23 protein-coding genes, 1 tRNA gene and 5 pseudogenes are annotated in these 21,330 nt (G+C 67.5%); 20 read left to right on the forward strand and 9 right to left on the reverse strand.

Going from position 1 to position 21,330, the window contains the following annotated elements; translation table 11 throughout:
* Both FF36_RS35800 and FF36_RS00020 read left to right on the forward strand, forming a co-directional pair.
* Positions 1-694, forward strand: a 694-nt coding sequence (locus FF36_RS35800) for a tetratricopeptide repeat protein (RefSeq protein WP_044883026.1), incomplete at its 5' end; no start/stop codon positions are given.
* Positions 695-1,077: 383 nt separating this feature from the next.
* On the forward strand, positions 1,078-1,626 hold the full coding sequence (locus FF36_RS00020; RefSeq protein WP_044882853.1) for an HD domain-containing protein: 549 nt from the start codon (positions 1,078-1,080) through the stop codon (positions 1,624-1,626).
* Here the strand turns inward: FF36_RS00020 and FF36_RS00025 are convergent.
* Positions 1,614-2,084, reverse strand: a complete 471-nt coding sequence (locus FF36_RS00025; protein ID WP_044882854.1) for an NUDIX hydrolase — start codon at positions 2,082-2,084, stop codon at positions 1,614-1,616. The genes FF36_RS00020 and FF36_RS00025 overlap by 13 nt on opposite strands.
* A 6-nt stretch (positions 2,085-2,090) precedes the next feature.
* Complete coding sequence (locus tag FF36_RS00030; protein ID WP_242422201.1) at positions 2,091-2,939, reverse strand: helix-turn-helix domain-containing protein; 849 nt, start codon at positions 2,937-2,939, stop codon at positions 2,091-2,093.
* Between the two features lie 227 nt (positions 2,940-3,166).
* Between FF36_RS00030 and FF36_RS00035 the strand changes: the two genes are divergently transcribed.
* Positions 3,167-3,451 (forward strand): hypothetical protein, encoded by a 285-nt coding sequence (locus FF36_RS00035; RefSeq protein WP_242422203.1) that lies wholly within the window; start codon positions 3,167-3,169, stop codon positions 3,449-3,451.
* A 122-nt stretch (positions 3,452-3,573) separates the two neighbouring features.
* Positions 3,574-3,918: a hypothetical protein gene (locus tag FF36_RS00040; RefSeq protein ID WP_242422205.1), complete on the forward strand. Its 345-nt coding sequence runs from the start codon at positions 3,574-3,576 to the stop codon at positions 3,916-3,918.
* Between the two features lie 52 nt (positions 3,919-3,970).
* On the opposite strand, the gene FF36_RS00045 is transcribed toward FF36_RS00040, so the two are convergent.
* Positions 3,971-4,438: a helix-turn-helix domain-containing protein gene (locus FF36_RS00045; protein WP_044882857.1), complete on the reverse strand. Its 468-nt coding sequence runs from the start codon at positions 4,436-4,438 to the stop codon at positions 3,971-3,973.
* 185 nt (positions 4,439-4,623) lie between these two features.
* Here FF36_RS00045 and FF36_RS36610 point away from each other — a divergent pair.
* From FF36_RS36610 to FF36_RS00080, 9 genes and pseudogenes are all read left to right on the forward strand, one after another.
* Positions 4,624-4,693 (forward strand): annotated as a pseudogene (locus FF36_RS36610) (plasmid replication, integration and excision activator); the annotation flags it as partial.
* 1 nt (position 4,694) lies between these two features.
* A pseudogene (locus FF36_RS39820) lies at positions 4,695-4,791 on the forward strand (plasmid replication, integration and excision activator); the annotation flags it as partial.
* A gap of 1 nt (position 4,792) precedes the next feature.
* Positions 4,793-5,034: pseudogene (locus FF36_RS36615) on the forward strand (plasmid replication, integration and excision activator); the annotation flags it as partial.
* Complete coding sequence (locus tag FF36_RS00055) at positions 5,031-5,345, forward strand: hypothetical protein (protein WP_044882859.1); 315 nt, start codon at positions 5,031-5,033, stop codon at positions 5,343-5,345. The pseudogene FF36_RS36615 and the gene FF36_RS00055, both read left to right, overlap by 4 nt.
* 121 nt (positions 5,346-5,466) lie before the next feature.
* The gene (locus tag FF36_RS00060) at positions 5,467-7,038 is read left to right on the forward strand and encodes an FtsK/SpoIIIE domain-containing protein (RefSeq protein WP_044882860.1); all 1,572 of its coding nucleotides are present in this window, start codon (positions 5,467-5,469) and stop codon (positions 7,036-7,038) included.
* A 123-nt stretch (positions 7,039-7,161) separates the two neighbouring features.
* A pseudogene (locus FF36_RS00065) lies at positions 7,162-8,747 on the forward strand (replication initiator); the annotation flags it as partial.
* Between the two features lie 31 nt (positions 8,748-8,778).
* Positions 8,779-8,964, forward strand: coding sequence for a helix-turn-helix domain-containing protein (locus tag FF36_RS00070; RefSeq protein WP_044882862.1), 186 nt, complete (start codon positions 8,779-8,781; stop codon positions 8,962-8,964).
* A 144-nt stretch (positions 8,965-9,108) separates the two neighbouring features.
* A complete protein-coding gene (locus tag FF36_RS00075; protein WP_044883028.1) occupies positions 9,109-9,405 on the forward strand; it encodes a hypothetical protein in 297 nt (98 codons plus the stop codon).
* A 153-nt stretch (positions 9,406-9,558) separates the two neighbouring features.
* Positions 9,559-10,836: a tyrosine-type recombinase/integrase gene (locus FF36_RS00080; RefSeq protein ID WP_044882863.1), complete on the forward strand. Its 1,278-nt coding sequence runs from the start codon at positions 9,559-9,561 to the stop codon at positions 10,834-10,836.
* Positions 10,837-10,955: 119 nt separating this feature from the next.
* Here FF36_RS00080 and FF36_RS00085 read toward each other — a convergent pair.
* Both FF36_RS00085 and FF36_RS00090 read right to left on the reverse strand, forming a co-directional pair.
* A tRNA-Arg gene (locus FF36_RS00085) sits at positions 10,956-11,028 on the reverse strand.
* Between the two features lie 223 nt (positions 11,029-11,251).
* A complete protein-coding gene (locus FF36_RS00090) occupies positions 11,252-12,154 on the reverse strand; it encodes an aldo/keto reductase (protein WP_044882864.1) in 903 nt (300 codons plus the stop codon).
* A gap of 409 nt (positions 12,155-12,563) precedes the next feature.
* On the opposite strand from FF36_RS00090, the gene FF36_RS00095 reads away from it, so the two are divergent.
* The gene (locus tag FF36_RS00095) at positions 12,564-12,767 is read left to right on the forward strand and encodes a single-stranded DNA-binding protein (RefSeq protein WP_044882865.1); all 204 of its coding nucleotides are present in this window, start codon (positions 12,564-12,566) and stop codon (positions 12,765-12,767) included.
* A 158-nt stretch (positions 12,768-12,925) separates the two neighbouring features.
* Here the strand turns inward: FF36_RS00095 and FF36_RS00100 are convergent, their stop codons facing one another.
* Together FF36_RS00100 and FF36_RS00105 are read right to left on the reverse strand one after the other, a co-directional pair.
* The gene (locus tag FF36_RS00100) at positions 12,926-13,216 is read right to left on the reverse strand and encodes a hypothetical protein (RefSeq protein WP_044882866.1); all 291 of its coding nucleotides are present in this window, start codon (positions 13,214-13,216) and stop codon (positions 12,926-12,928) included.
* A 111-nt stretch (positions 13,217-13,327) separates the two neighbouring features.
* Positions 13,328-13,546 (reverse strand): hypothetical protein, encoded by a 219-nt coding sequence (locus FF36_RS00105; protein ID WP_044882867.1) that lies wholly within the window; start codon positions 13,544-13,546, stop codon positions 13,328-13,330.
* Positions 13,547-13,888: 342 nt separating this feature from the next.
* Here FF36_RS00105 and FF36_RS00110 point away from each other — a divergent pair, with 342 nt between their 5' ends.
* The 4 genes and pseudogenes from FF36_RS00110 (at position 13,889) to FF36_RS31300 (ending at position 17,167) form a co-directional block, all read left to right on the forward strand.
* Positions 13,889-15,319 (forward strand): NsdA family TPR-like regulatory protein, encoded by a 1,431-nt coding sequence (locus FF36_RS00110; RefSeq protein ID WP_044882868.1) that lies wholly within the window; start codon positions 13,889-13,891, stop codon positions 15,317-15,319.
* A 65-nt stretch (positions 15,320-15,384) separates the two neighbouring features.
* The coding region (locus FF36_RS40535) for a toll/interleukin-1 receptor domain-containing protein (protein ID WP_422615055.1) at positions 15,385-15,576 on the forward strand (192 nt) is incomplete at its 3' end.
* A 1-nt stretch (position 15,577) separates the two neighbouring features.
* A pseudogene (locus FF36_RS40540) lies at positions 15,578-16,425 on the forward strand (pentapeptide repeat-containing protein); the annotation flags it as partial.
* A gap of 118 nt (positions 16,426-16,543) precedes the next feature.
* Positions 16,544-17,167: an endonuclease VII domain-containing protein gene (locus FF36_RS31300; RefSeq protein WP_082121553.1), complete on the forward strand. Its 624-nt coding sequence runs from the start codon at positions 16,544-16,546 to the stop codon at positions 17,165-17,167.
* 441 nt (positions 17,168-17,608) lie between these two features.
* On the opposite strand, the gene FF36_RS00120 is transcribed toward FF36_RS31300, so the two are convergent.
* Together FF36_RS00120 and FF36_RS35260 are read right to left on the reverse strand one after the other, a co-directional pair.
* Positions 17,609-18,412 carry a hypothetical protein gene (locus tag FF36_RS00120; protein ID WP_128423231.1) on the reverse strand — a complete coding sequence of 268 codons (804 nt, stop codon included), beginning with the start codon at positions 18,410-18,412 and terminating at the stop codon, positions 17,609-17,611.
* 565 nt (positions 18,413-18,977) lie between these two features.
* On the reverse strand, positions 18,978-19,262 hold the full coding sequence (locus FF36_RS35260) for a hypothetical protein (protein WP_157866953.1): 285 nt from the start codon (positions 19,260-19,262) through the stop codon (positions 18,978-18,980).
* Positions 19,263-19,408: 146 nt separating this feature from the next.
* Here FF36_RS35260 and FF36_RS00130 point away from each other — a divergent pair, with 146 nt between their 5' ends.
* Positions 19,409-19,744 carry a PadR family transcriptional regulator gene (locus tag FF36_RS00130; RefSeq protein WP_044882871.1) on the forward strand — a complete coding sequence of 112 codons (336 nt, stop codon included), beginning with the start codon at positions 19,409-19,411 and terminating at the stop codon, positions 19,742-19,744.
* The gene (locus tag FF36_RS00135; protein ID WP_044882872.1) at positions 19,741-20,202 is read left to right on the forward strand and encodes a hypothetical protein; all 462 of its coding nucleotides are present in this window, start codon (positions 19,741-19,743) and stop codon (positions 20,200-20,202) included. The genes FF36_RS00130 and FF36_RS00135 overlap by 4 nt, the downstream gene beginning before the upstream one ends.
* Positions 20,203-21,330 lie beyond the last annotated feature (1,128 nt).

Consider the following 21,330-nt stretch of genomic DNA (forward strand, 5'->3'; position numbering starts at 1 on the left):
CCTGGCCTGGGTCTTGCAAGCCCTGGGCCGGGCCGGGGAGGCGCTGCCGCTGGTCCGCCACGCCCTGGCCATCGGCGAAGCCGTCTACGGACCCAACCACCCCACGGTCGCCACCCGGCTGAACAACCTGGCCTGGGTCCTCCAAGCCCTGGGCCGAGCCAATGAGGCACTGCCGCTGATCCAGCGTGCCCTGGCCATCGGTGAAGCCGTCTACGGACCCGACCACCCCGAGGTCGCCAAACATCTAGACAATCTGGCCTTGACCCTACGAGACTTGGACCTGGCCGGTGAGGCGTTGCCGCTGTTCCAGCGTGCCCTGGCCATTGACGAGGCCGTCTACGGACCCGACCACCCTGAGGTGGCCAAACAGTTGAACAATCTGGCCTTGACCTTGTGGGACCTGGGCCGGGCCGGTGAGGCACTGCCGCTGATCCAGCGTGCCCTGACCATCGACGAAGCCGTCTACGGACCCGACCACCCCGAGGTCGCCACCGACCTGAACAGCCTGGCCTCGGTACTGCACACCCTGGGCCGGGCCGGTGAGGCACTGCCGCTGTTCCAACTTGCCCTGGCCATCGACGAAGCCGTCTACGGTACCGACCATCCTCGCGTCATGACCATCAAGAACAATCTCGCCGCTGCCAGGGCCAGTCCGAGACAGCGCGGATGGCTGGGTAAACTTCTCCGCCGGTGACCACGAAAGGTCTCGCCGCTAGCAGGCCGGACGGGTCGGGCTGCCCGGGGAGCGGAGCGACCTGGTCAAGTCTCCTGGCCGTGCGCAGGCGTGCCCCCTACTCGTTGTTCATGCCACCCGGCGTGCGCGACGGCACGTCCGGGGTCGGGTTCGTCTTGCCATGGCTGCCCTCCCCCGATGCTGTCGACCGGCAGCGCTCCCTCGAACATCCGGAAGTCGCCTGTGCGGTGCGGGCTGGCGACGCACCGGCGAGCACGGCCGTCCACGGCCGCGCGCAGCCGTCGCGCGGCGCGGCCCGCGCCGCGTCTTGATCCTAAAACGGGGGATTCGGCAGTCTGCGGCACTCGCTGACGGTCTGGGGCTGGGCGCCGTACGGTGATCTGGTGGAGGTAGCGGCTGCTGAGCGGTTGGCGAGCGAGCTTCTGACCCCGTTGGGGGATCGGTGGCGGCATGTGCAGGCGGTGGCCGCTGCTGCTCGCGAGGTTTCGGCAGCAGTCGACCCGGGAGATCGGGATCTGCTGGTGGCGGCGGCCTGGCTACATGACATCGGCTATGCCCCGCCGATCGGCCACCTGCGGTTCCATCCGGTCGATGGTGCGCGCTTCCTCGAAGCCCAGGATGCGCCGGGACGGCTGTGCGCCCTGGTCGCGCACCACTCCTGCGCCCGGTACGAAGCCGAGGAACGGGGGCTGACGGCGGAGCTGTCCGCCTGGGAGCTGGAAGTCTCGCCTGTGATGGACGCGCTGTGCACGGCGGACATGACGACCGGTCCGCAGGGCCAGCGGTTCAGCTTCCCCGACCGCATCGCAGAGATCCTCTCCCGCTACGGGGAAGGATCGATCGTCCACCGGTCGATCAGCCGGGCACGGCCCGACCTACAGGCGTCGGTCGACCGGACCTCCTCCCGGCTGGCGCTGGTTCAGCCGAGATAGGGCGTCGCCCGCCCCTCCAGGTAGTGATCGATGCGCAGGCGCATCGACGGATGGATGTTCAGCCGGTCAAGGTCGGCCGGGGCGACCCACTGGACCTCTTTCGTCTCGCTGGACGTGCGCAGCTCGCCGCCAAGTAGGCGGGTCGTGAAGCAGAGCGAGAACTGTTGGCGGACCTCGCCGTCGTCGTAGGCCAGGACGTGCCGCGGGTTGGTGTAGACGCCGATCAGACCGGTGACCTCGATGTCGATGCCGGTCTCTTCCTTCGTCTCCCGGACAGCGGCGTCGGTGATGGACTCGCCGAGGTCCATGCCGCCACCGGGGAGCGCCCACAGGTCGTTGTCGGTCTTGTGGACCATCAGGATGCGGTCGGAGGCGTCGACGACCACGGCCGTGACCGAGGGGACGACGCTGTTCGCCTTGGGAGCGTTCGGGTCGTTGAAGTAGTCGATCCGCGCCACGAGGTATCAGGCTCCTTCGGTGGTGGCCCAGACCCGCTCGAAGCTCGCCGCGTAGTGGTCGAACAGCCCGCCGGGCTGCTCGCGCAGGTGCAGAACGGGCGAGTGGGCGGCGGGGGCGCCGTAGACGTGAGTGTTCACGAGCATGTCGCCGTCGAACCGGTAGATCGAGTTGTAGAGCGTGGTGCTGTGTAAGCGTAGATCGATCCCGGGGGCGTCCCGCAGGGCAGCGAGGTAGGTGAGGGTGATCCGGGTCCGGGCGGCCAGGCCGTCCCCGATGCCCTCCTCGTCCCCGCGCAGGGCGATGACGGGAGATTCTGGGTTCCCGAGCGCATAGCGGATCTTCACCCCGCTCGCGCCCTTGCGCCGCAGGACGGCCGTGAAGTCGGCGTGTCCGTCGGGCAGGAACAGGCCGGCGATCACGAGGACATCGACCTGATGCGTCGCCTCGGCAAACAGGGTCCGCCACAGATCGCCCGGCACGGCGGTGCGGCTCGGGTAGACCCGAACCATCTCGGCGGGTATCTCCGCGGCCGGCACGCCCGGGGGTCCAGTTCGGGGCTCCGGAACGCTGCCCGGCTTGTCCGCCAGGCCGATGCGTACCCGCGGAATGCCGATGCCGTCGGCGATCCGCTCGAAGATCTCCAGGCTGGTGACCTGGCGGCGGCCGTTCTGGATCTCGCTCACATGCGACTGCGGGACCTCACAAGCGGCGGCTATCTGCGTCTGCGTCGCTCCGGTCCACTGGCGGTAGATCTTGAAGACGGCGCCGATGTCGCGGCGGGCGAGCGCCTCGGACATGTCGGGCCGGTCCCACAGATCGGCCGGAGCCTGCGGGAGGGGGCGGCGGACGGACACCACAAGCGCCTCCGGACGGTAGGAACAGGACCGTCAGTCCTCGATCGACTGCGAGGCAGCATATCCGGTCTCCGTATAGATCGGAAGTCTGGGCGTATACGTCCGGCGGCCTTCCGTGACAACTGTCCCGGCTGGACGGTGGATGGGCACCGGTTCCGCCTGGCGGCGTTCATCCCCCGGCGGCTCCTGGCATCCACTGCACGTTGCCGAGCACGGGAGGGCAGATCGTGATCACATTCGATGCAGGTGGCGGTGAAGACCCGGGCAGGCCGCTGTTCGGGATCGTCCGATTCGACCCCGGCGAGGAACCGCGGGTACGCGACACGCTGATCTCCTTCGACACAGCCACCGCGGCTGACCTCCTCGTGATCCGTGAGCGGTGGACGGACGACTACCAGGTGACTCCGCTGCGGTTCGTCGTCCCCGAGGAGCTGCGCCCACCGGCCGGCGCCCGGCTACCTCTCAACGACATGGCGGCCCGCTTCCCGACCCGTCATCGGCGGCGGGCATGACCTCGTCTGTTTCGCCTGATCGGTCAAGGTCCGCCGCTCCGGTCACCGCCAATGGCGCACAGGGCGACCAAGGCCATCCGCCTGCCGTCGCGCTGCTGCCGTGGGGCGCCGCGGAATGGGCGGTGATCGTTCAGCCGGGCTCAGACTCCGCGGACATCCTCCGGGCGGTGGCCCGGATGCCGGCCGGGCTGACGTTCGCCGAGTCCTTCGGGGACGTGGATATCGTGCTCGTCTACCGCGCGCCGCCCGAGCTGGCCGGCGACATCGACAACGACGACCCGGGGCCGTCCCGACGGGGCTGCGCGGGCGCCGCGCTGCGGATGGCTCTCGACCTCCATCCATGCCGGCCGGATTCGCGGTGGATGACCGGTGGGGAGCGTGCGGCGTTCCAGGCCGGTCAGGTGGAGGCACTCGAATCGGTCCGCCGGGCCATCCTGCATGCCCTCGGTGTCCCACCGGTCTCGTGAGCTGAGCACATCGAACGGTTTCTGATCGGGAACGGGCCGGTCTCGGCGAGTACTACTCCGCCGGGTCCGGCCCGTTGTCGTTGGCCTGTTCCCCGGTGCGGCCGACCCCGGGCACGATGCGTTCCGCGAGGTCGGTGAGCCGCTGCTCGATGCGGAGCAGGACGGCGAGGATCTGGTGGTCGGTGCCCGCGCTTGCAGGGTCGCTCCCCGGTGGTGCTTGTTCCGCCGCGTCGCGCTCCTGGTCCTGGTCCTGGAGCAGGACGCGGATGAGGTGGTCGTGCGGCCAGTCAAGCGCGCTGGCCACGGCGGTGAGCGTGGCGTTCTGGACTCGGCGCCGCTGGGCTCCGTGCTGGAGCTGCCGTATCGTCGCGACCGACACCCCGGATGCGGTGGCAAGCGCCTGCTGCCCGATCCGCAGGGCGGCCATCCGCGCGTTGAGTGCGTCGGCCACGGCCTGCCAGTCCTCGCCTTCCACCCGCCCACGGGCGGTGTATGGCGGAACTCCCCGTCTGTTTGCCACTCGCAAAATTTAGCGTGACACTGAACAGATACTCCAGCCGGTCAGTGGATATTTTCCATACCACGCCCGTATACATCGGCGCGAAAGTACTTGGCGAGCGGTTAGTGAGCGGTTCAGAGTGGGTTCTGCCCGACAGCGGCCGGAACACCGGCGGCGGGGCTGAACCCCACGGAGGATGATCGCCAATGGCGTTGCCGTCGCGTATTCCGGTGCGTTTCGAGGATGTCTTCCCGGCGGGTGCGTTTGTGCTGGGGGNGGAGGCGTCGAACGACTACGACAAGGTGAAGGCGAACCTGCCGGATGTGCAGGCGCGGGACAAGGACACCGGCGAGCGGGTGTGGGTGGTGCGGGTGNTGGACGCGGACCCGGCGGCCCGGCAGGCCGAGGTGAAGGTGAAGATCACGGGTGAGGTGCAGCCGGTTCCGCCGGAGGTGATGCCGGGGACGCCGTTTCGGCCGGTGGTGTTCGAGGGTTTGACGGTGACGCCGTGGGTGGACACCAACGGGTCGCGTCCGCGGCAGGGGTTCGCGTTTCGGGCGGCGGCGATGGTGGCCGTGGGCCAGTCGGGCCGGCGGGCTGCGGCGGTGGCGGCATGAGCGGCGAGGAACGGAAGCCGTCGTACCTGTCGGTGGGTCTGTCTGTCGGCGGGGACTGGCGGGTGACCTGCCATACCTACCCGGACCGCGGGCCGATCCTGGCCGTCGATGCCGCCGGGATGTCGCTGGTCGTCTCGGCTAAGCAGAGCACCCCGGACGCCAATCACCTCGATTTCGCGTACGCGCTGCTGGCCGCGGTGAACGACTATCTCATCGCCTGCGAAACCCACCGGTTCGACGCCGAGGAAGCAGCGAACGCTTCGACTGACGTTACCGAAACGGCGGCTGCGGTGGAGAACCGCGCCGCATAGCACCACCCTTCCCCTTCCGGCCGGCGGCCCGGACCTCTGTTTCCGCTCCGGGCCCGCCCGCCGTTTTCCCCACTCGCATATCCCTGTGGTTCCGTGCGCTCGAAAACAGGTGGTATTTGTCATGTCCAGAATCAGCGGCGACAAGGCGTCGCCGCGCATTCCCACCCGCAACGACAAGATGCGGGTGCCGCTGTGGATGCTGCTGCTCGCCGTCGCCGGGAAGGGCCTGTGGCTCGTCGTCCGCTGGGGCTTCCGCCACCGGGTCGCGGTCGCCGTCGTGGTCGGGCTGCTGCTGTTCGTCCACCGGTTCGGGCTGCTCGGTCTCGCCGCGCTGGCCGGCGGGCTGCTCCTGGTGACCCTGGTGTGGTCGCGGCTGCACCCGCGGTCGTGCGCCTGGGCGGGCCGCTGGCTGTGGGGCCGGACCCGACTCGCGTTCATCTACCGGTGGCGGTGGCGGGCGGCGATGGTCCACACCGACCTTGCCATCCGGATGCCGATGTCGACCGGCGATCAGGTGACGTTCGACGAGTACTTCCCGCGTATCCGCACGATCCGTTCCACCCGGGCTGTGGACGTGCTGCGGGTGGAGCTGCTGCCCGGTCAGACCCCGGAGCAGTGGGCGGAGCAGGGCGAGGCGCTGCGGCATGTCTTCCGGGCCCGGCGCTGCCAGGTGCAGGCCGAGACGTTCCGGTTCGTCCGGCTGCACTTCCACCACCGTGACACCCTCACCCGCCCCGTCACCCCCGCAGACCTCGACCACGCGGATGCCGGTCCGGGCGACGCCGACCCTGACCCGGCCGGCGTCGACCCGGACCGCGGACCCGTCCACGCCGCCTACGCCCGGCTCGTCGCCGGACTGTCGGCGGTCCCGGTGGGCCGCTGTGAGGACGGATCGGCCTGGACGCTGCCCGTGCGCGGGACGCATCTCCTCGTCGCCGGTGCCACCGGCGCCGGTAAGGGCTCAGTGCTGTGGTCGCTGCTACGCGGTCTCGGCCCGGCGGTGCGCGCTGGACTGGTGGAGCTGTGGGTGTGCGACCCGAAGGGCGGGATGGAACTGGCCTTCGGCCGGGCCATGTTCGCCCGCTTCGCCACCACGACGGACACCATCGCCGATCTCCTCGACGACGCCGTGGGCGTCATGCAGGACCGGACGGCGCGGCTGTCCGGCGTGACTCGGCTGCACACCCCGACCACCGAGGAGCCGCTGATCGTTCTGGTCGTCGACGAGATCGCGTCCCTCACCGCCTACGTCACCGATCGTGATCTCAAGAAGCGCATCGGCGCGGCGCTGCCGCTGCTGCTGTCGCAGGGCCGGGCACCCGGGGTCGTGGTCCTGGCCGCGGTGCAGGACCCGCGCAAGGAAGTCCTGCCGTTCCGGGACCTGTTCCCGGTCCGGGTGGCGCTGCGGATGACCGAACCCGACCAGGCCGACCTTGTCCTTGGTTCCGGTGCCCGGGACCGCGGCGCCCGCGCCGACGAGATCCCGCTGTCGCTGCCCGGGGTCGGCTACGTCCTGCACGACGGCAACCCCGACCCGATCCGGGTCCGGGCCGCGTTCATCGACGACGACGAGATCACCCGCACCGTGCACACCTACCGACCCGTGGTGGCCGGCGGTTGGGTGCCTGACCTCGATGCCTTCGCCGGTCACGACCCCGACGACGCCCCCGACCGACTCGACGATGCCGCGTGACCGCGCCATCCCTCGGACCTGACTCGGACGTTCCCGTCCCTTCCCCTGGGGGCGGTGAGCGTCCGGGTTCCCGGGCCGCCCGCATGCGGATGCCCCTGGCTCGTCATGTCGTCGAGGCCGTCNCGGTGGAGAACGGGGTGTGTATCCGGCCGATGCCGATGCGCCGGACGAACCTGGACACAGGCGAAACGCAGATCATCCCCGTGCCCTGCGGGGCCACTTTGGCATCGAAATGCCCTCCGTGTGCGGAGCGTGCACGTCGGCTGCGGATGGCGCAGTGCAAGACCGGCTGGCACCTCGACGACGAACCGGTCCCCGACCCCGACCCGCCGACCGACGACGCCAAAGCCCTGGCGACCCTGCGCGCGGACCTCGAAGCGGCCCGCGCCGACGTCCTGGCGGCCGGCGACACCGGGCAGGCCGGGGAGATCGACGAGCTGATCGGCCAGATCGACGACGAACTCGCCGCGCTCGGCGTCCGCGGCAAGGCCGCCCCCGACAACCGGGACCGGCCACGCCGCGTCCGTTCGACCCGGCGGCGCCAGGATGCCCCCGACCTGCCCCGGCTCCCCGTCGACCGGCGCACCGTCGGGCGGACCTTCACCGCGGCGGACGGGACGGTGTGGCGGCCGTCGATGTTCCTCACCCTGACCTGCGACACCTACGGCCACGTGCACAAGGACGGGACCCCGGTAGATCCTGCGTCGTACGACTACCGGCGTGCCGCGCGGGACGCGATCCACTTCCCGAAGCTGATCGACCGGTTCTGGCAGAACCTGCGCCGCGCGGTCGGCTGGGACGTGCAGTACTTCGCCGCGTTGGAACCACAGAAGCGCCTTGCGCCGCATCTGCACGCGGCGATCCGCGGCACCGTGCCCCGGGCGATGCTGCGCCTGGTCGCGGCAGCGACCTACCACCAGGTCTGGTGGCCGTCGGCCGACCAGCCGGTCTACGACGACCACCGGCAACCCGCCTGGAACGACACCGCCGGCGGCTACGTCGACCCCGACACCGGCACGCCGCTGCTGTCCTGGGATGACGCCCTCGACGGCATCGGCGAGGACGACGAACCCGCCCACGTCGTCCGCTTCGGCCCGCAACTGCGCGCCGACGGGGTCACCGCGAACACGGCCACCACCGGCCGGATGATCGGCTACCTGACCAAGTACCTGACCAAAAGCCTCGACGCCTGCCACGACATCGCCAGCGACCCGCAACGCCGCCACGTCGACCGGCTCGCCGACGCCCTACGCCACGAACCGTGCTCCCCGACCTGCGCGAACTGGCTTCGCTACGGCATCCAACCCCGCAACACCCGCCCCGGACTCGTCCCCGGACGGTGCAAGGGCAAGATCCACCGGAGGGAAACCCTCGGCTTCGGCGGCCGACGCGTCCTGGTCTCGCGACGCTGGTCCGGCAAGACCCTCACCGACCACCGACACGACCGGGTCGCATTCATCCGCGCCCAGCTCGAAACCCTCGGCGCCGTCGGGACCGGCCCGGCCGCACCCGACGGCGAGTCTGACCCGGCCCGGATGGTCTGGCAGCTCCTGCGGCCCGGCGACCCGGCGGCGCCTCGTCGTGAACATCTGCTGTTGCACGCGGTCGCGCAACGCCACGCCTGGCGGGCCCAACTCGACGCCGCTCGTGCTGCGGCCGGCGGCGGCCTGCTTCCGGCAACCGGCCCACCGCTCCCCGACGCCGCCTGAAGCCCTGCCCCGCGAGTCCTCGGAGAGACCCGTGCACAAGCTCTTGCTGACCGTCAATGAAGCTGCGGCCCTGCTCGGCGTCGGCCGGACCACCGTCTATGACCTGATCCGGGCCAACCGCCTTGAGGCAGTCCAGATCGGCCGGTCCCGCCGTGTTCCCCGCGCCGCGGTCCTCGCCTACGTCGATTGGCTGCGCGGCGAAGGAGAAGCCGCGTGACCGGCAAACGACGCCATGCGCAGGCTCGCGGACCACCATCAGCGCGCCCATCCGCTCGGCAATCGAAGCGGTCCCGGTCGGGTGCTACCAACACCCGGCCGGGACCTGAGACCCCACCCTGACATCACCAGGAGCGAGATCCTGATGTCCATCTTCTCGTCCGGCCCACACGGCTCATGGCGCACCCCCGACGACGACCATCCGCTCATCTCCGCCCGGGTCGACCACAACGGCGAACATGAACTCACCCTCCGCCCCGGCGCGGACATCGGCGACTTGGTGGCGCTGCTCACCACCCTGCCGCCGGCGGCCTTCTTCACCGAGCACTTCGGCGACGTCGACGCGATCCTGATCTTCCGTCCGGTCCCCGGACATCCGGCAACCGTCCCGGCCGGCGAGACGAACCCGCCCGACCCTGCGGCGGCACACGCGACGTCGTAACCCACCGTCGCTCTCCCCGTTCCTCCGTCGCGGCCGGAAGACCATCGCCTCGCCGGAGGAACGGGGGGCATCTCGTCCTGGGCCGACACCGCACCCCGCGACCGGCCCCGGCGGCGAGCCCAGCCCATCTCTCGGCAAGGAGCCACGCTCACCATGCCCGCCAACGACGACGCCCCCACGAACGGCCGGCGCAAGACCCGCAAGGAACGGACGAAACGCGCCAACGGACAGGGCTCCATCTACCAGCGCGCCGACGGTATGTGGGTCGGCGCCGCCTACGTCCTCATGCCCGACGGCACCACCAAACGGCGTCCGGTCTACGGCAAGACGGAAGAGATCGTCCGCGGCAAGCTCACGGAGCTACAGGCCAACTCCGACCAGGGCATCCCCGCGGACGCGACCGGGTGGACGGTCGGCCGGTTCCTGCTGGCCTGGCTGGACGGCACGGTGAAGCCAAACCGGCAGCCGAACACCTACGTCGCGTACGAGAAGGCCGTTCGGATCTACCTCGTGCCGGGGCTCGGCAAGAAACGGCTTAACAAGCTGACGGCGGCAGAGGTCCGGCAGTTCATCCGGCGACTTGAGAGCACCTGCCTGTGCTGCGAGCGGGGGAGAGATGCCGCCCGTCCGGCGGGGGAGCGGCGTTGCTGCGCGGTCGGCCGGTGCTGCGAACGACGTCCCTCGAAGCGTCAGGTTCAGGTCGTTCACGCGGTGCTGCGCAACGCGCTGCAAGCGGCGGTCCGCGAGGAACTGATCCGGCGCAACGTCGCCAAGCTCGTGCAGGTTTCGACACCGCGCTATGGCATCGACCGGGGCCTGACCGTGGGCCAGGCTCACATGTTGCTCGACGCTGCGGCCGGCGACCGGCTGTACGCCCTGCTGGTCCTGGCCCTGTTCCTCGGAATGCGCCGTGGGGAACTGCTCGGACTCCAGTGGTCCGACATCGACGAGGAACGGCAAACGCTCACCATCCGCCACACCCTGCAACGGGTCGGCGGGGAACTGCGGCTGCTCCCGCCGAAGACGGACGACTCGGAACGAACCCTTCCGCTGCTGGGTCTGGTGGCCGACGCGTTGACGGAGCACCGCAAGCTCCAGGATGCCGAGCGGGAAACGGCCGGCACGCGGTGGGTGAATACCGGTCACGTCTTCACCACGAAGATCGGAACCCCGATCGAACCGGACAACCTCCGCCGGTTCTGGATGCCGCTACGACGGGCGGCCGGACTCGACAGCGTGGTGTTCCACGGGCTACGGCACACCTGCGTCACACTGCTTCTCGACCTCGGCGTCCCGCCGCACATCGTTCGCGACATCGCCGGACACTCGGCGATTGAGGTCACGATGACGATCTACGCCCATGCGTCCATGGGCGAGAAGCGCCGCGCCCTCGGCAAGCTCGACGGCCACCTGACCAACCCGCGGCCCTGAACACACCCGATGCCCGTTGCTACACGCGTTGCTACACCCGGGGGGTCTCGGGGGGCTCTGCCCCCCGGCAGACATGACGAGGGGATCAAAAGGCGCAGCATATGGGCCCGATCCCCGTGTGCGCCCGGCAGGGATCGAACCTGCGACCTGGTGCTTAGAAGGCACTCGCTCTATCCACTGAGCTACGGGCGCGTTGGTACAGGATGGGCCTACCGGGAAGCTCCACCCAGGGTAGCAAGCCCTGACCAGGTACTGGACACGCGGGGACACGTCGCCGGCCGGTGAGTCGGGGCGACCACGTGGGGGTGCGAGGGAACGGCAGAGGAGTGGCCGCGCCCCGGTTCGCTGGTCCGATCGGGCTATGCCGGGGCCGAGATACCGGGGCGCGGGGTGTTGCGGTGCGGGTGGCCGGGGGTCAGGAGGCGGCCAGGCGGGACAGGTCGGCGAACTCGTCGTCAGTGAGTTCGACTCCGGCCGCAGTGATGTTCTCCTCCAGATGGGCCACTGACGACGTACCCGGAATCGGCAGTATCACGGGGGAGCGGCGCAGCAGCCAGGCGAGGGCGAGCTGGGCCGGGCTGGCGCTGTGGTGCTTGGCGGCGGCGTCGAGGACGCTGCCGGGAAGGGCGAGCCGGCCGGTGTCGACCGGGTTCCACGGAATGAAGCCGATGCCCTCACGGTCGGAGTAGTCGAGGACGTCCTCGGCGGTCCGGTAGGCGAGGTTGTAGCGGTTCTGCACGCTGACGATCGGAACCAGGGTGCGGGCGTGGGCCAGTTCGGCGACGCTGACCTCGGACAGGCCGATGTGGCGAATCTTCCCCTCCTGCTGCAGCGCACGCAGCTCACCGAGGGATTCCTCGACGGGGGTGGCGGGGTCGATGCGGTGGAGCTGGTAGAGGTCGATCCGCTCCAGTTTCAGTCGGCGCAGGGACATCTCCACCTGCTGGCGAAGGTAGGCGGGGCGGGCGACCGGAGCCCACCGGTTCGGACCCTGCCGGGTCAGGCCGCCCTTGGTCGCGATGACGAGCCCCTCGGGGTAGGGGTGCAGCGCCTCGGCGATCAGTTCCTCGCTGACGTGCGGGCCGTAGGAGTCGGCGGTGTCGATGAAGTTCACGCCGAGTTCCACCGCGCGGCGCAGCACGGCGCGGGCCTCGGCCGGATCGGCGGGGGGACCCCAGATGCCGGGGCCGGTGATGCGCATGGCGCCGAACCCGAGCCGGGTGATCGGCAGGTCGCCGCCGAGCAGGAAGGTTCCGCTGCCCGTGGCCGTGGGGGTGCCGTCCGGGCTGGTGGTCGAGCTGGTCGTGGTCGTCGACATCGCTGTCCTCCGGGTACGACGGTGCTGGTGGGGAACCACGTCGGCGAGACGTGGTCGCCGGGCGTCGGGTGGGGCGGGCGAACGCCGGACCGGGCGCCGCATCGTCCGATCGGGCCATGGCCTGGCATCTCGCCGACCCATGGATCGGCAACCGGGCGTCCAGGGATGGTGTTCCCGCTCCGGTCGTCCGTATTGCTCGCCTGGCCCGGATGGGTCCGGGCGGGTCCGGGCGGGTCCGGGCGGAGTGGTCCGAAACGGGGAGGCCTGGGATGGGGAGGGGTGTGGACGGACGCCGGTTATCCACAGCCGGATGGTCGGGGCTTCCGGAGCCGTCCCTGGCGGCCCACAGTGAAACGACGCCGGCGCAACGCCGCGCCGGCACCTTCCTCCCTGACCCGAGGAGCACGCGATGCTCGACACGACCATCACCCTCGTCGGCAACCTCGTCGAGGACCCGGAGCACCGGACGACGACGAACGGTGCCTCGGTGTGCAGCTTCCGCCTGGCCTCCACGCCGCGCCGCTTCGACCGATCCGAGAATCGATGGGTCGACGGCGCGACGTCGCATCGCTTGTATCACTCTTCGGGCAGTTCGCCCTACGACGTCCCCTAACGCAAGATTCACTCGCCGTACGTCGACCTCAGGCGCTCCCGTGACGTGTCGACGTCGCACGCGCGACGTCGCGCGTGCGACGTCGCATCGATCACGCGCCACGAAGCCCCGACCCGATCATGTCGGGTGGGGCTCATGGTCGAAGCGTGATCGATCGGCTACACTGTGACGGGTTCCTCGGCATCAGCGCTCGGAGCCTCGGCGAGCTTCGCCCGGTCCTTGCGGCACTTCGCACGGGCAGCCTTCGTCCGTTCGTGGCTGCAATCCGCGTGGCTGAAGTTCTGCCGCTTCGGCTTGACCTCTTCCACACCACCCCCAGTCGGCGTCTCATCGACCTCGGCTGCCTCGGCAATGTCCTCGTGGGGTGTGGAAACGACGTCCTCGATCGACGTCGCCTCTTCCTCGGCAACGACGGTGACGGGCTTAGGTGCGCGTTTCGTGGCGGTCATTGTTGGGCTCCTCATATTCGGTGGTGGGATCACCGTATAAGACGACGGATGACGATCTCAAGGCGGTTCCATGAGCGGTATTCTCATGCTCCGTCAAGCCCGAACCAGGTCTCACACCACGACCTCCCCCTCCACCACGTTCATGTTGTCCGTGTCGACGTCGGGCGTCTCCTGGCTTTGCCTCTCGAAGACCTGCACCCGACGAGCGTGTGGGAGCGCCGCCAAGATCCGCGCGGCCAGGTGCAACACGTCGCGTCGGTCTAGGGCCTCCCGAGACACGTACGTTCGGGACACGATCCCCGTCGTGTAGTGGATCACTACCACGGACATGGGTGGGCCTCTCTGCTGTCACCGGGGCCCCTGGCGCACCCGCGTTGAGCAGAAGTGCACCAGGGGCCGATAGGGGGCGCTCCGGTAGTTGGTCGCGAGGGAACCGGAGCGCCCAACACAAGTGCACCGGAAAGCTACGGGTCGTTCCACCGTCAACTTCTTGGTAAATCGCAAGGCCAGGGCGGTAGTCCTGCCTCGTCCATAGATACTTTCCATGGTCGTTCGGCCACGTGTTAGGAAAGTGTTAGGTGCGGTCGACAAGACCACATACAAAAGCCCAGATTGGCGTGAGCGATCCGTTACGCTGCCCTCTGTCGACAAACACCGTCCGAAGGGTTCGCGATGCCCCCGCAGAGCAGGTCTACCAAGGTCGAGGAGGCACGAAGCATCGGGCTACGCGCCAAGCATCCCGATTGGAAGCCGGAACGGCTGACCGCCTACCGTAAGTCTCTCGGTTGGAGCAGGGCGACGCTCGTCCGCAAGATCAGGGAGATTGATCCGGCCTCGGTGTCGTTCACGCCGCCCATGGCCGCCGAGGTCCAGATCATGCGCCACGAACGCGGTTGGACCTTCCCCGGAGAGGACTGGCAGGCAGCGTACGGCCACGTCACCGGGGCGACCCGTGTTGACCTGGGCTTTTGCTCCCGACTTTCGCGGGGTGAGGCGACAGTCACCGCAGGTGTCTTGCCGTCCGGGGTGCCCCTCGCGGACGATGGGCTACGCGAGCTCTGGACCTCGCAGGGCTTGACCACCGCGTGGCAGGAGGTGACGACCCTGGAGCGGAGACAGTTCCTCGCCCTCAGCGGCGTTGCGTTGTCCGCCGCTGCGCATGAGTGGCTCGTGGCTGACCCCGCGAGGCTCGCCGCAGCTCTCGACGGGCAGCGTGTGGATGCGGGCGTCGTGGCGGACCTGAACACCGCCACGGACACCCTGCGGCGTCTAGATGACAAGCTGGGCGGCCAGGCAGTCTTCGGGATGGTCACCGAACAGCTCAAGCTCGTGGTCAACCTGCTCCGGAACACGTCCTACAGCCAGGTGGATGGGCAAGCACTCCACGGCATCGCCGCGGAACTGGCTCGTCTCGCCGGGTGGACGAGCTACGACGCCGGACGAAACGGCACCGCCCAGCGGTTCTACCTCGTCGGTCTCAGGGCTGCTCACGAGGCAGACACGCCCGGTGTGGCGGCCAACATCCTCCGGTGCATGGCTCACCAGGCGCGGTCGGATGGTGACCCCCACACCGCCATCGAGCTTCTGCGTTCCGCTCGTGCGGGCTCACGAGGGCGTCTGAGCTTCACCGAACAGGCTGTACTCGCCGCGGGCCTTGCCAGCGCGCACGGCGTCGCTGGAGATCGATCCTCAGCGCTCAGCGCATCCGACACCGCCTATGCCGCGATCGAGCAGGCGAAGACGGATGAGGACCCCCCGTACGTCTACTGGGCTGGCCCCTACACGATCGCCCAATCCGTCGGGGCGTCGCTCATGAGCACCGGCGACCCTGCGGGAGCGATCCCGCACTTCAGGTCCGCAATCGACCTGATCGGTACCGACCTACCTCGTGACCGCCTCGGCTTCGTGCTTCACCTGGCCCTTGCATACACCCAGGCCGGCGACCCCGACACGGCAATCAGCCTGACCCACGACGCGATCACCACGACGGCTGTTCCATCGTCGATCATGGGCGGTCGGATCGCCGACGTCTGCCGAGCGATCTCAGCTACCGGTCATCCCGGAGCAGCCGAGCTAGCAGAACACGCCCGCGACGCGGTCTGAACCTGGCCCCACACCCCGCGAGTCTGGGCGACAAGTTCCGCCCGGGAGAGTCTTAGACTCAACCCATGGCGTCGGGGGATTCCTTCGTGTTCGTGTCGTACACGGCCGCAGACGAGCCGTGGGCGACCTGGGTTGCCACGGTTCTTGAGAGCGCCGGGCTGACTGCTCGCATCCAGGTGTGGGACTCACCTCCCGGCACGAACTTCGTCGAGTGGATGAACAACCAGCTAGCCGGGGCTCGGTGGACGGTCGCGCTCNACTCCGAGGCTTACTTCGCGTCGAAGTGGTGCACAGCAGAGTGGACCGCTTCCCTCGCTCGTCAGACTTTGCTGCCCATCCGGCTCGAACCTGTAGAGCCTCCCGCGGTTCTGCAGATGGTCACGTGGGTAGACCTGTTCGATATTGATGAGAGCCGAGCTAAAGAGAAGATCCTCTACGCGGTCGGTGCGCAGGTTATGCCTCGCCTTGCGAAATTCCCAGGAAAAGCTACCGACCAGGCTTGGCCGCCGTCCACCACCGACGCCATCATCACTAACGGTAGCACCAACTTCTACAGCGCCGTCTCAGAGCCCGATCTCACAGATGCGATAAAGCTACTCGGCTCCGACATGCGCCCCGTTCGCCTTGGAGCCATCCGGCTTCTCGCTCGAATTGCTGACACCTACCCGGACGAGCAAGAGGCCATCATAGGAATCCTATCCTCGTTCGTCTGCGAGCAAACCGAGACGATTCGAAGTCAACACAAAATCGGTCATACAGAAATGGAAATTGGCGTTGACGTGCAGGCTGCCCTCACTGCTCTCGGTCAGTTTCCAGATCAACCAGGGGTCAGTCGAGCAGACCTCCGCAACTCCTATATCTTCGGCGCCAATCTGTGTAGATTGAATTTTAGCCATGCCGATCTGAGCGGCGCAGATCTCACCCACACCCAACTGCACAATACGGATCTTACTGCCACCAGATTTGCTGGCGCAAACCTTTCGAAAGCGATCGATCTGGACGATGATCAAATTAGTGCCGCCTCGGGCGACTACAAGACTCAGCTACCCAAGCATGTCACGCGTCCGGGATTCTGGCCGCCTTATCAGCCAAACTTTCCCTTTTAGTGCACCTATTAAGAAGAAATCGGGCTCCCGACTGAAGATCTTGACCTTTGAGCTTCCCCTCTTCTGGCTCATAGCGTGAATTATCACGCCAGCCCATTAACAAGGAGAGGGGCTAGAAATGTCCCGGCGACTCGACTGCTCATTCTCGTACACCCGGCACTTCACCTCAGAAGCGTTGGTGGCGACCGGTCGGGAACTGCCGCCTACCGATAAGTACCCTTGGACCGAGTGGTGTGACCGGGGTGTGTGGCTGGCAAAGAGGGGCGAGGACTTTGGTGTCGACGTGGAGACTCTCCGCGACATGCTGAGGGTTCGTGCGTTCCGAAAGAGCCTCGCCGTCCGAACGCGCGGTTACTCTGATGCGGTGGTGTTCCAGTTCGAACCGAAAGAGTATAGCGCCAGGCGTCGGAGAGCGAGGCAGGTCTACCAGGCAAAGAAGGCCGCAGACCCTCGGGTTCACCTGGCGAAGAATCTTATGAGTCACTACGGAATTACACTTGAGGAGTGGGACCGGCTACTCCTCGGTTCCTCGGGACGGTGCACCATCTGCTTGCGCCCGTTCAAGAACAGCACCCATGAGCCACACGTGGACCATTGCCACAAGACGGGAATGGTTCGGGAGCTGCTCTGCCGGCGGTGCAACCAAGGCTTGGGGTTCTTCGAAGACGCGGAATTCCGGCGAGGAGTAACGGCCTATGTGCTCCGCCATCGCACGCGGGGAATCGTCGAAATCGCCGATTAAAATGCCGAGAGGTGGCTTTCTGACGCAGTGTAATCAAACGTTATCGTGCGTTAAAGCCCAGATTTAAAGTTGGCTCTATGCATCGTGGGAGCCCCGAGCCCAGGGCGCGTCAGGGTCAAAGGGAGCCTCCGCTAGGCCCTCGCGGCGGATAAGAAGCGCCTGTTCCGATGCGGTGAGGTAGTGCCCATCGGTGGACCGTTGAGTCAGTCCGCCTCGACCACCATACTCGGACGGTTCCATCTCCCGCTTGTTGCTAACCTGCGGTCCAGGGCTGATATCGGGCTTCGGTCGTTCCATGGGATCCTCCTATTGGGGTTGTCGCTATGCGTCGCGCGTCGTGTGCACGTCAGGCGTGAATCAGAGGTGTCCAGCGTCGTCCCTCGGTGAGTGGACAACGCCCCGCGTGTGTCGACTAAGGTGCGTGTCCGGCACAGCCTGGGGTCACCTGGGAGACGGGGTCTTCCATAGCCCCTGGTACCTCTGCATGAGCTTGGCCCGCTCTTCGGCGGTCAGGTTGACCGGGCTGGGCTCCACCCACGGCTTCACCTCGTAAACCGGACGCTTGGGCATCTTCCCCATGTGACGGGGATCTTCGACGTAACCCCTGAGATTCGGATACCGCTTGTGTAGCTCAGCCTCGGTCAGCGGCTTCTCCGGGTCGGTGTCGTCCTCGTCCTCCACACCCGGCTTAACGTAGTGCGTCGTCCCCTGGCTCTTAACCCAGTGAGGTTTCCGCTTCGCCAGGTCAGCTAGGGCTTCTTTCACGCCGGTAACGGTGCCGGTCTCGGGGTCGAACTCCACACCCCCCGCAGACCCGATAGCGCCGAGCACGTCTTCCGTATCGTGCCACTCGTAGCCGCCGGTCTCGAAGATCGCCAGGCGGAACGCTCCCGCTCGAATTCTGGCGTTCAGATCGGCGAGCTTTGTTCCCCGGTCGGCCAACTCGTCGGCGAGCTGCTGTTTCCGGGACTCGACCTCGTCCTGTAGGTTCTTTAGCGCCCGTTCGGCTGATCCAGCCCGCTTATCCGCGGCACGCATCCGAGACCTCATCAGCTCAAGTTCAGCCCTGGTCGCGGGACGGTCGTCCTCGTCGTCGTCGGAATTGACGGCATTGTGGTCGACGTCCTCGGGTGCTCCGCCTCCGATGGGGAAGACCGGGCGACGGGCCTTTCCCACACCCACCCAGCCAATAGGGGTTGACCAATGTGGGTGTGTGGGATCGGTAAGGGGCAGCTCGATACTCATGAGCCCTCGCTCTGTAGGGTCGCGCGCACTCTGTGGGCGCAAAGGTAAAGTCCGAACGCGACTTTGTCGCGATGGCTTTATCGTAACACTCCGTAACGATTCCCACACCTCACGAATAGTGGGCGAGCCTGGCCCGGAACGAGAAGCGCTGAGCGCGTCCCTGACGTTCCCGCAACGCGCTGCATCTGATTCATCGTCTGCGATATGACAAGCGCCCTACGGCGCCGCTAGAGTGCTCTAACGCTGCCCCTCGACTCGACACGTGCGACGTCGTGCACGTTCGACGTGACCGGCGAAGGGGCTCCCCGGACGAGCAGTGCGGCCGACGGGTCGCGTGAGAGTGGCGGGACGGTGAGATCTACCCCACACCCGCAGACAGGACCACTTCCCGACGCCCGGAATCGTCGGACCCGTGGTGAATGCTCGCGCCATGTCACCAACCGGCGATGCTCGCCCACGGAAGGCTCCTCGCAGGTCGAGGTCCGACAGCGATGAAGCGTACGTCCTCGACCTCTGCGGCGAAGTGATCGGAGAGGCCGGCCAGCGTCAGCACCGCTTCGCCTGGCTACTCGGCGACCCAGGCAAGTCGGGCCGGAGAGTCCGTCTGCCGGTCGATGCCTACTGGCCGGACCACGGCCTCGTGGTCGAGTACCGCGAGATCCAGCACGACCGGCCGACTCCCCACTTCGACAAGCCCGACAGGTTGACGGTGAGCGGTGTCCATCGCGGCAAGCAGCGGGCCATCTATGACCGCCGCCGCGAGGAGCTCGTACCAGCCCAGGGTCTTCGGCTGGTCATCCTGCGTCCGGCGGACCTTGTTGCTGACGCCCGCGGCCGGCTCAAGCGTCACCGTGCCCCGGACCTTGAGGTCATCCGCGGCCGACTGGAGTAGTTCCCACACCCCCGAGGGGCGACACGGAGCGCTCCCGGCCTCCAGCTCCGAGGACCTAGCCGGATTGCTCGACATATGTAGGCGACATATGTAGTCTGGGCTACGTGAAGTTGACCAATGTCCTGGAGCGGGTGCTGCGGGTGTTCCTGGAGGACCCGCAAGCCGACCGCTACGGCTACGACCTGATGAAGGCGGCCAAGGTCGCCAGCGGGACGCTGTACCCGATGCTCGCCCGACTGCAAGACGAGGGCCTGGTCACCTCCGCGTGGGAGCAGGCTCGTCCGGACGCCGGCGGTCGACCACCCCGCAAGTACTACCGGCTCACCGGCGAGGGCGTCCGCGTCGCCCGGCTCGAACTCGCCCAAGCGTCCCTCGACCACTCCACCGCCCCGGGAACTCGACGCACCACGGGCCGCCCCGCCACGGGTAGCGCCCAGTGACCCCCGGCTCCCTGATCCTGGGCCTAGCCGAGCGGATGATCCGCCTTGCCTGCCGGCGTCTACCCGAGGACGCTCGCGATGAGCGCTACCGAGAGTGGACGGCCGAACTCCCGGCGATCCTCCACGACCCCGACATCCGCTCAGCTTCTCGCCGTGCACTTCGCGTCCTGCTCTTTGCCGCCGATCAGCACCGCGGCATCCCTTCGGGCCGGGTCTTCATTATCCTCGTTGCCGCCAGCCAAAGTCGCGCCGTCCTCGCCATCCTCGCCGGCGACGCCATTCTCGGACTCATCGGCCTAACCGTCCTTCTCTGGGTCTTCCACCCCGGCCTCAGTTTCGGCCTCGGTGTCCTCTGCGGCAGTGTCGGTGCCCCGATCTTCATGCTCGGCTTCGTCCTAGGCTTGCGTTCCGAGATGCGTGCTCACCGAGGCCGTGGCGGTAAGGCGGATTCTCCGTGAGTACCGCCCTCGCGCTCGCGGGGGGCGCCCCCTGGTGGGCGTACCTGCTCCTCGGTCTCTCCGGACCCGTTGCCTACATATATAGGCTCCACGGGCTATACCGCCTCGCAGGCAAGGCCCTGGACAAGGCCGAAAGCGATCAGGTGGCCGCGATCATGACCACTGTCACGGGGCACTCCGCGCAGGCTCCACCCGACCCCTCGCCGCCCCGTCGTCGTGCTCGACGCCAGGCACGAGGACACTCGTCGGCATCAGCCTGACCCGCTTCCCGCAGGGTCTTCGGGGTCCGGGTCAGCCTCCTGTATCACGACCGGGTGAGCGTCGGTCCCGTCAGACATCACCATGGCGCCGGCGAGAAGCCCGAAGGCGCCCTCGGTGGCATCTACCTCGACCCGGGTCGTGGCCTTGCCGACGATGTTCTCGAAGATGAACTTCGCCGCGTCCAGCTTCACCGAGGGCGGGACGATCGGCTTACCGTGGGCGTCGGTCTCCTCGTTGGTCATGAGCTTGGCGAAGGTCTCGATCGCCTGGCCCAGGTAGCCGGCGAGCTTCTGCTTACCCAGTGTAATCAGTCGACGCTCGGCCTCACGCTGAACCACCGGGGTGAGCCAGGTCGGCACCATGGCATCGAAGCCGCCGTCTCGGGTCCTGGGCCTCCCTCGGGTCAGCTCCTCCCAGTCCCACTGTTCGACCGGCTTATAGAGCTCGGCGGCAACCTCGGCCGCCCGGTCCACGTCACCTCGTGCTGCGGCACGTCGGCCGACCCCTCGCAGGTTCTTTCGGTTCTGGCCGTCGTCTTCCATTACTACCTCCACANCCGCCGGCTGTGTTGCCGGTTCAGCTCTTCTACGTTCGGCCTGGTCAATCCATCACGTGGCCGTATCGGTCCTTCGGGTCGCGCACACAAGGGCTGCCCCTTGCACGGTGTACACTCCGGACGGGGCGCAACATCTGAATCCTCGTTCCACACCCCCCTTTTGATCTCAAGACGCAACCCGAATCGCGAGTCGCAACACGAGTCGCAAGACGCAAGACGCAAGACAGCGCGCGACACGCAACGTCGAAATGTTCCTACGTACGAATGATCAATTCTTTCTTTTTTACTGTGCGTATATGCCTTTTGGCTTT

The sequence above is a fragment of the Frankia torreyi genome, assembly GCF_000948395.1.
Taxonomy (GTDB): Bacteria; Actinomycetota; Actinomycetes; order Frankiales; family Frankiaceae; genus Frankia; species Frankia torreyi.

What these genes read in the sequence shown, in the direction of transcription:
- FF36_RS00075 (WP_044883028.1), top strand. Translation starts at nt 9,109, where the DNA reads ATGTCCATCTTCTCGTCCGGCCCACACGGCTCATGGCGCACCCCCGAC.
- FF36_RS00120 (WP_128423231.1), bottom strand. Translation starts at nt 18,412, where the DNA reads ATGAGTATCGAGCTGCCCCTTACCGATCCCACACACCCACATTGGTCA.
- FF36_RS00060 (WP_044882860.1), top strand. Translation starts at nt 5,467, where the DNA reads ATGTCCAGAATCAGCGGCGACAAGGCGTCGCCGCGCATTCCCACCCGC.
- FF36_RS00110 (WP_044882868.1), top strand. Translation starts at nt 13,889, where the DNA reads ATGCCCCCGCAGAGCAGGTCTACCAAGGTCGAGGAGGCACGAAGCATC.
- FF36_RS00055 (WP_044882859.1), top strand. Translation starts at nt 5,031, where the DNA reads ATGAGCGGCGAGGAACGGAAGCCGTCGTACCTGTCGGTGGGTCTGTCT.
- FF36_RS00095 (WP_044882865.1), top strand. Translation starts at nt 12,564, where the DNA reads ATGCTCGACACGACCATCACCCTCGTCGGCAACCTCGTCGAGGACCCG.
- FF36_RS00090 (WP_044882864.1), bottom strand. Translation starts at nt 12,154, where the DNA reads ATGTCGACGACCACGACCAGCTCGACCACCAGCCCGGACGGCACCCCC.
- FF36_RS31300 (WP_082121553.1), top strand. Translation starts at nt 16,544, where the DNA reads ATGTCCCGGCGACTCGACTGCTCATTCTCGTACACCCGGCACTTCACC.
- FF36_RS00105 (WP_044882867.1), bottom strand. Translation starts at nt 13,546, where the DNA reads ATGTCCGTGGTAGTGATCCACTACACGACGGGGATCGTGTCCCGAACG.
- FF36_RS00100 (WP_044882866.1), bottom strand. Translation starts at nt 13,216, where the DNA reads ATGACCGCCACGAAACGCGCACCTAAGCCCGTCACCGTCGTTGCCGAG.
- FF36_RS00080 (WP_044882863.1), top strand. Translation starts at nt 9,559, where the DNA reads ATGCCCGCCAACGACGACGCCCCCACGAACGGCCGGCGCAAGACCCGC.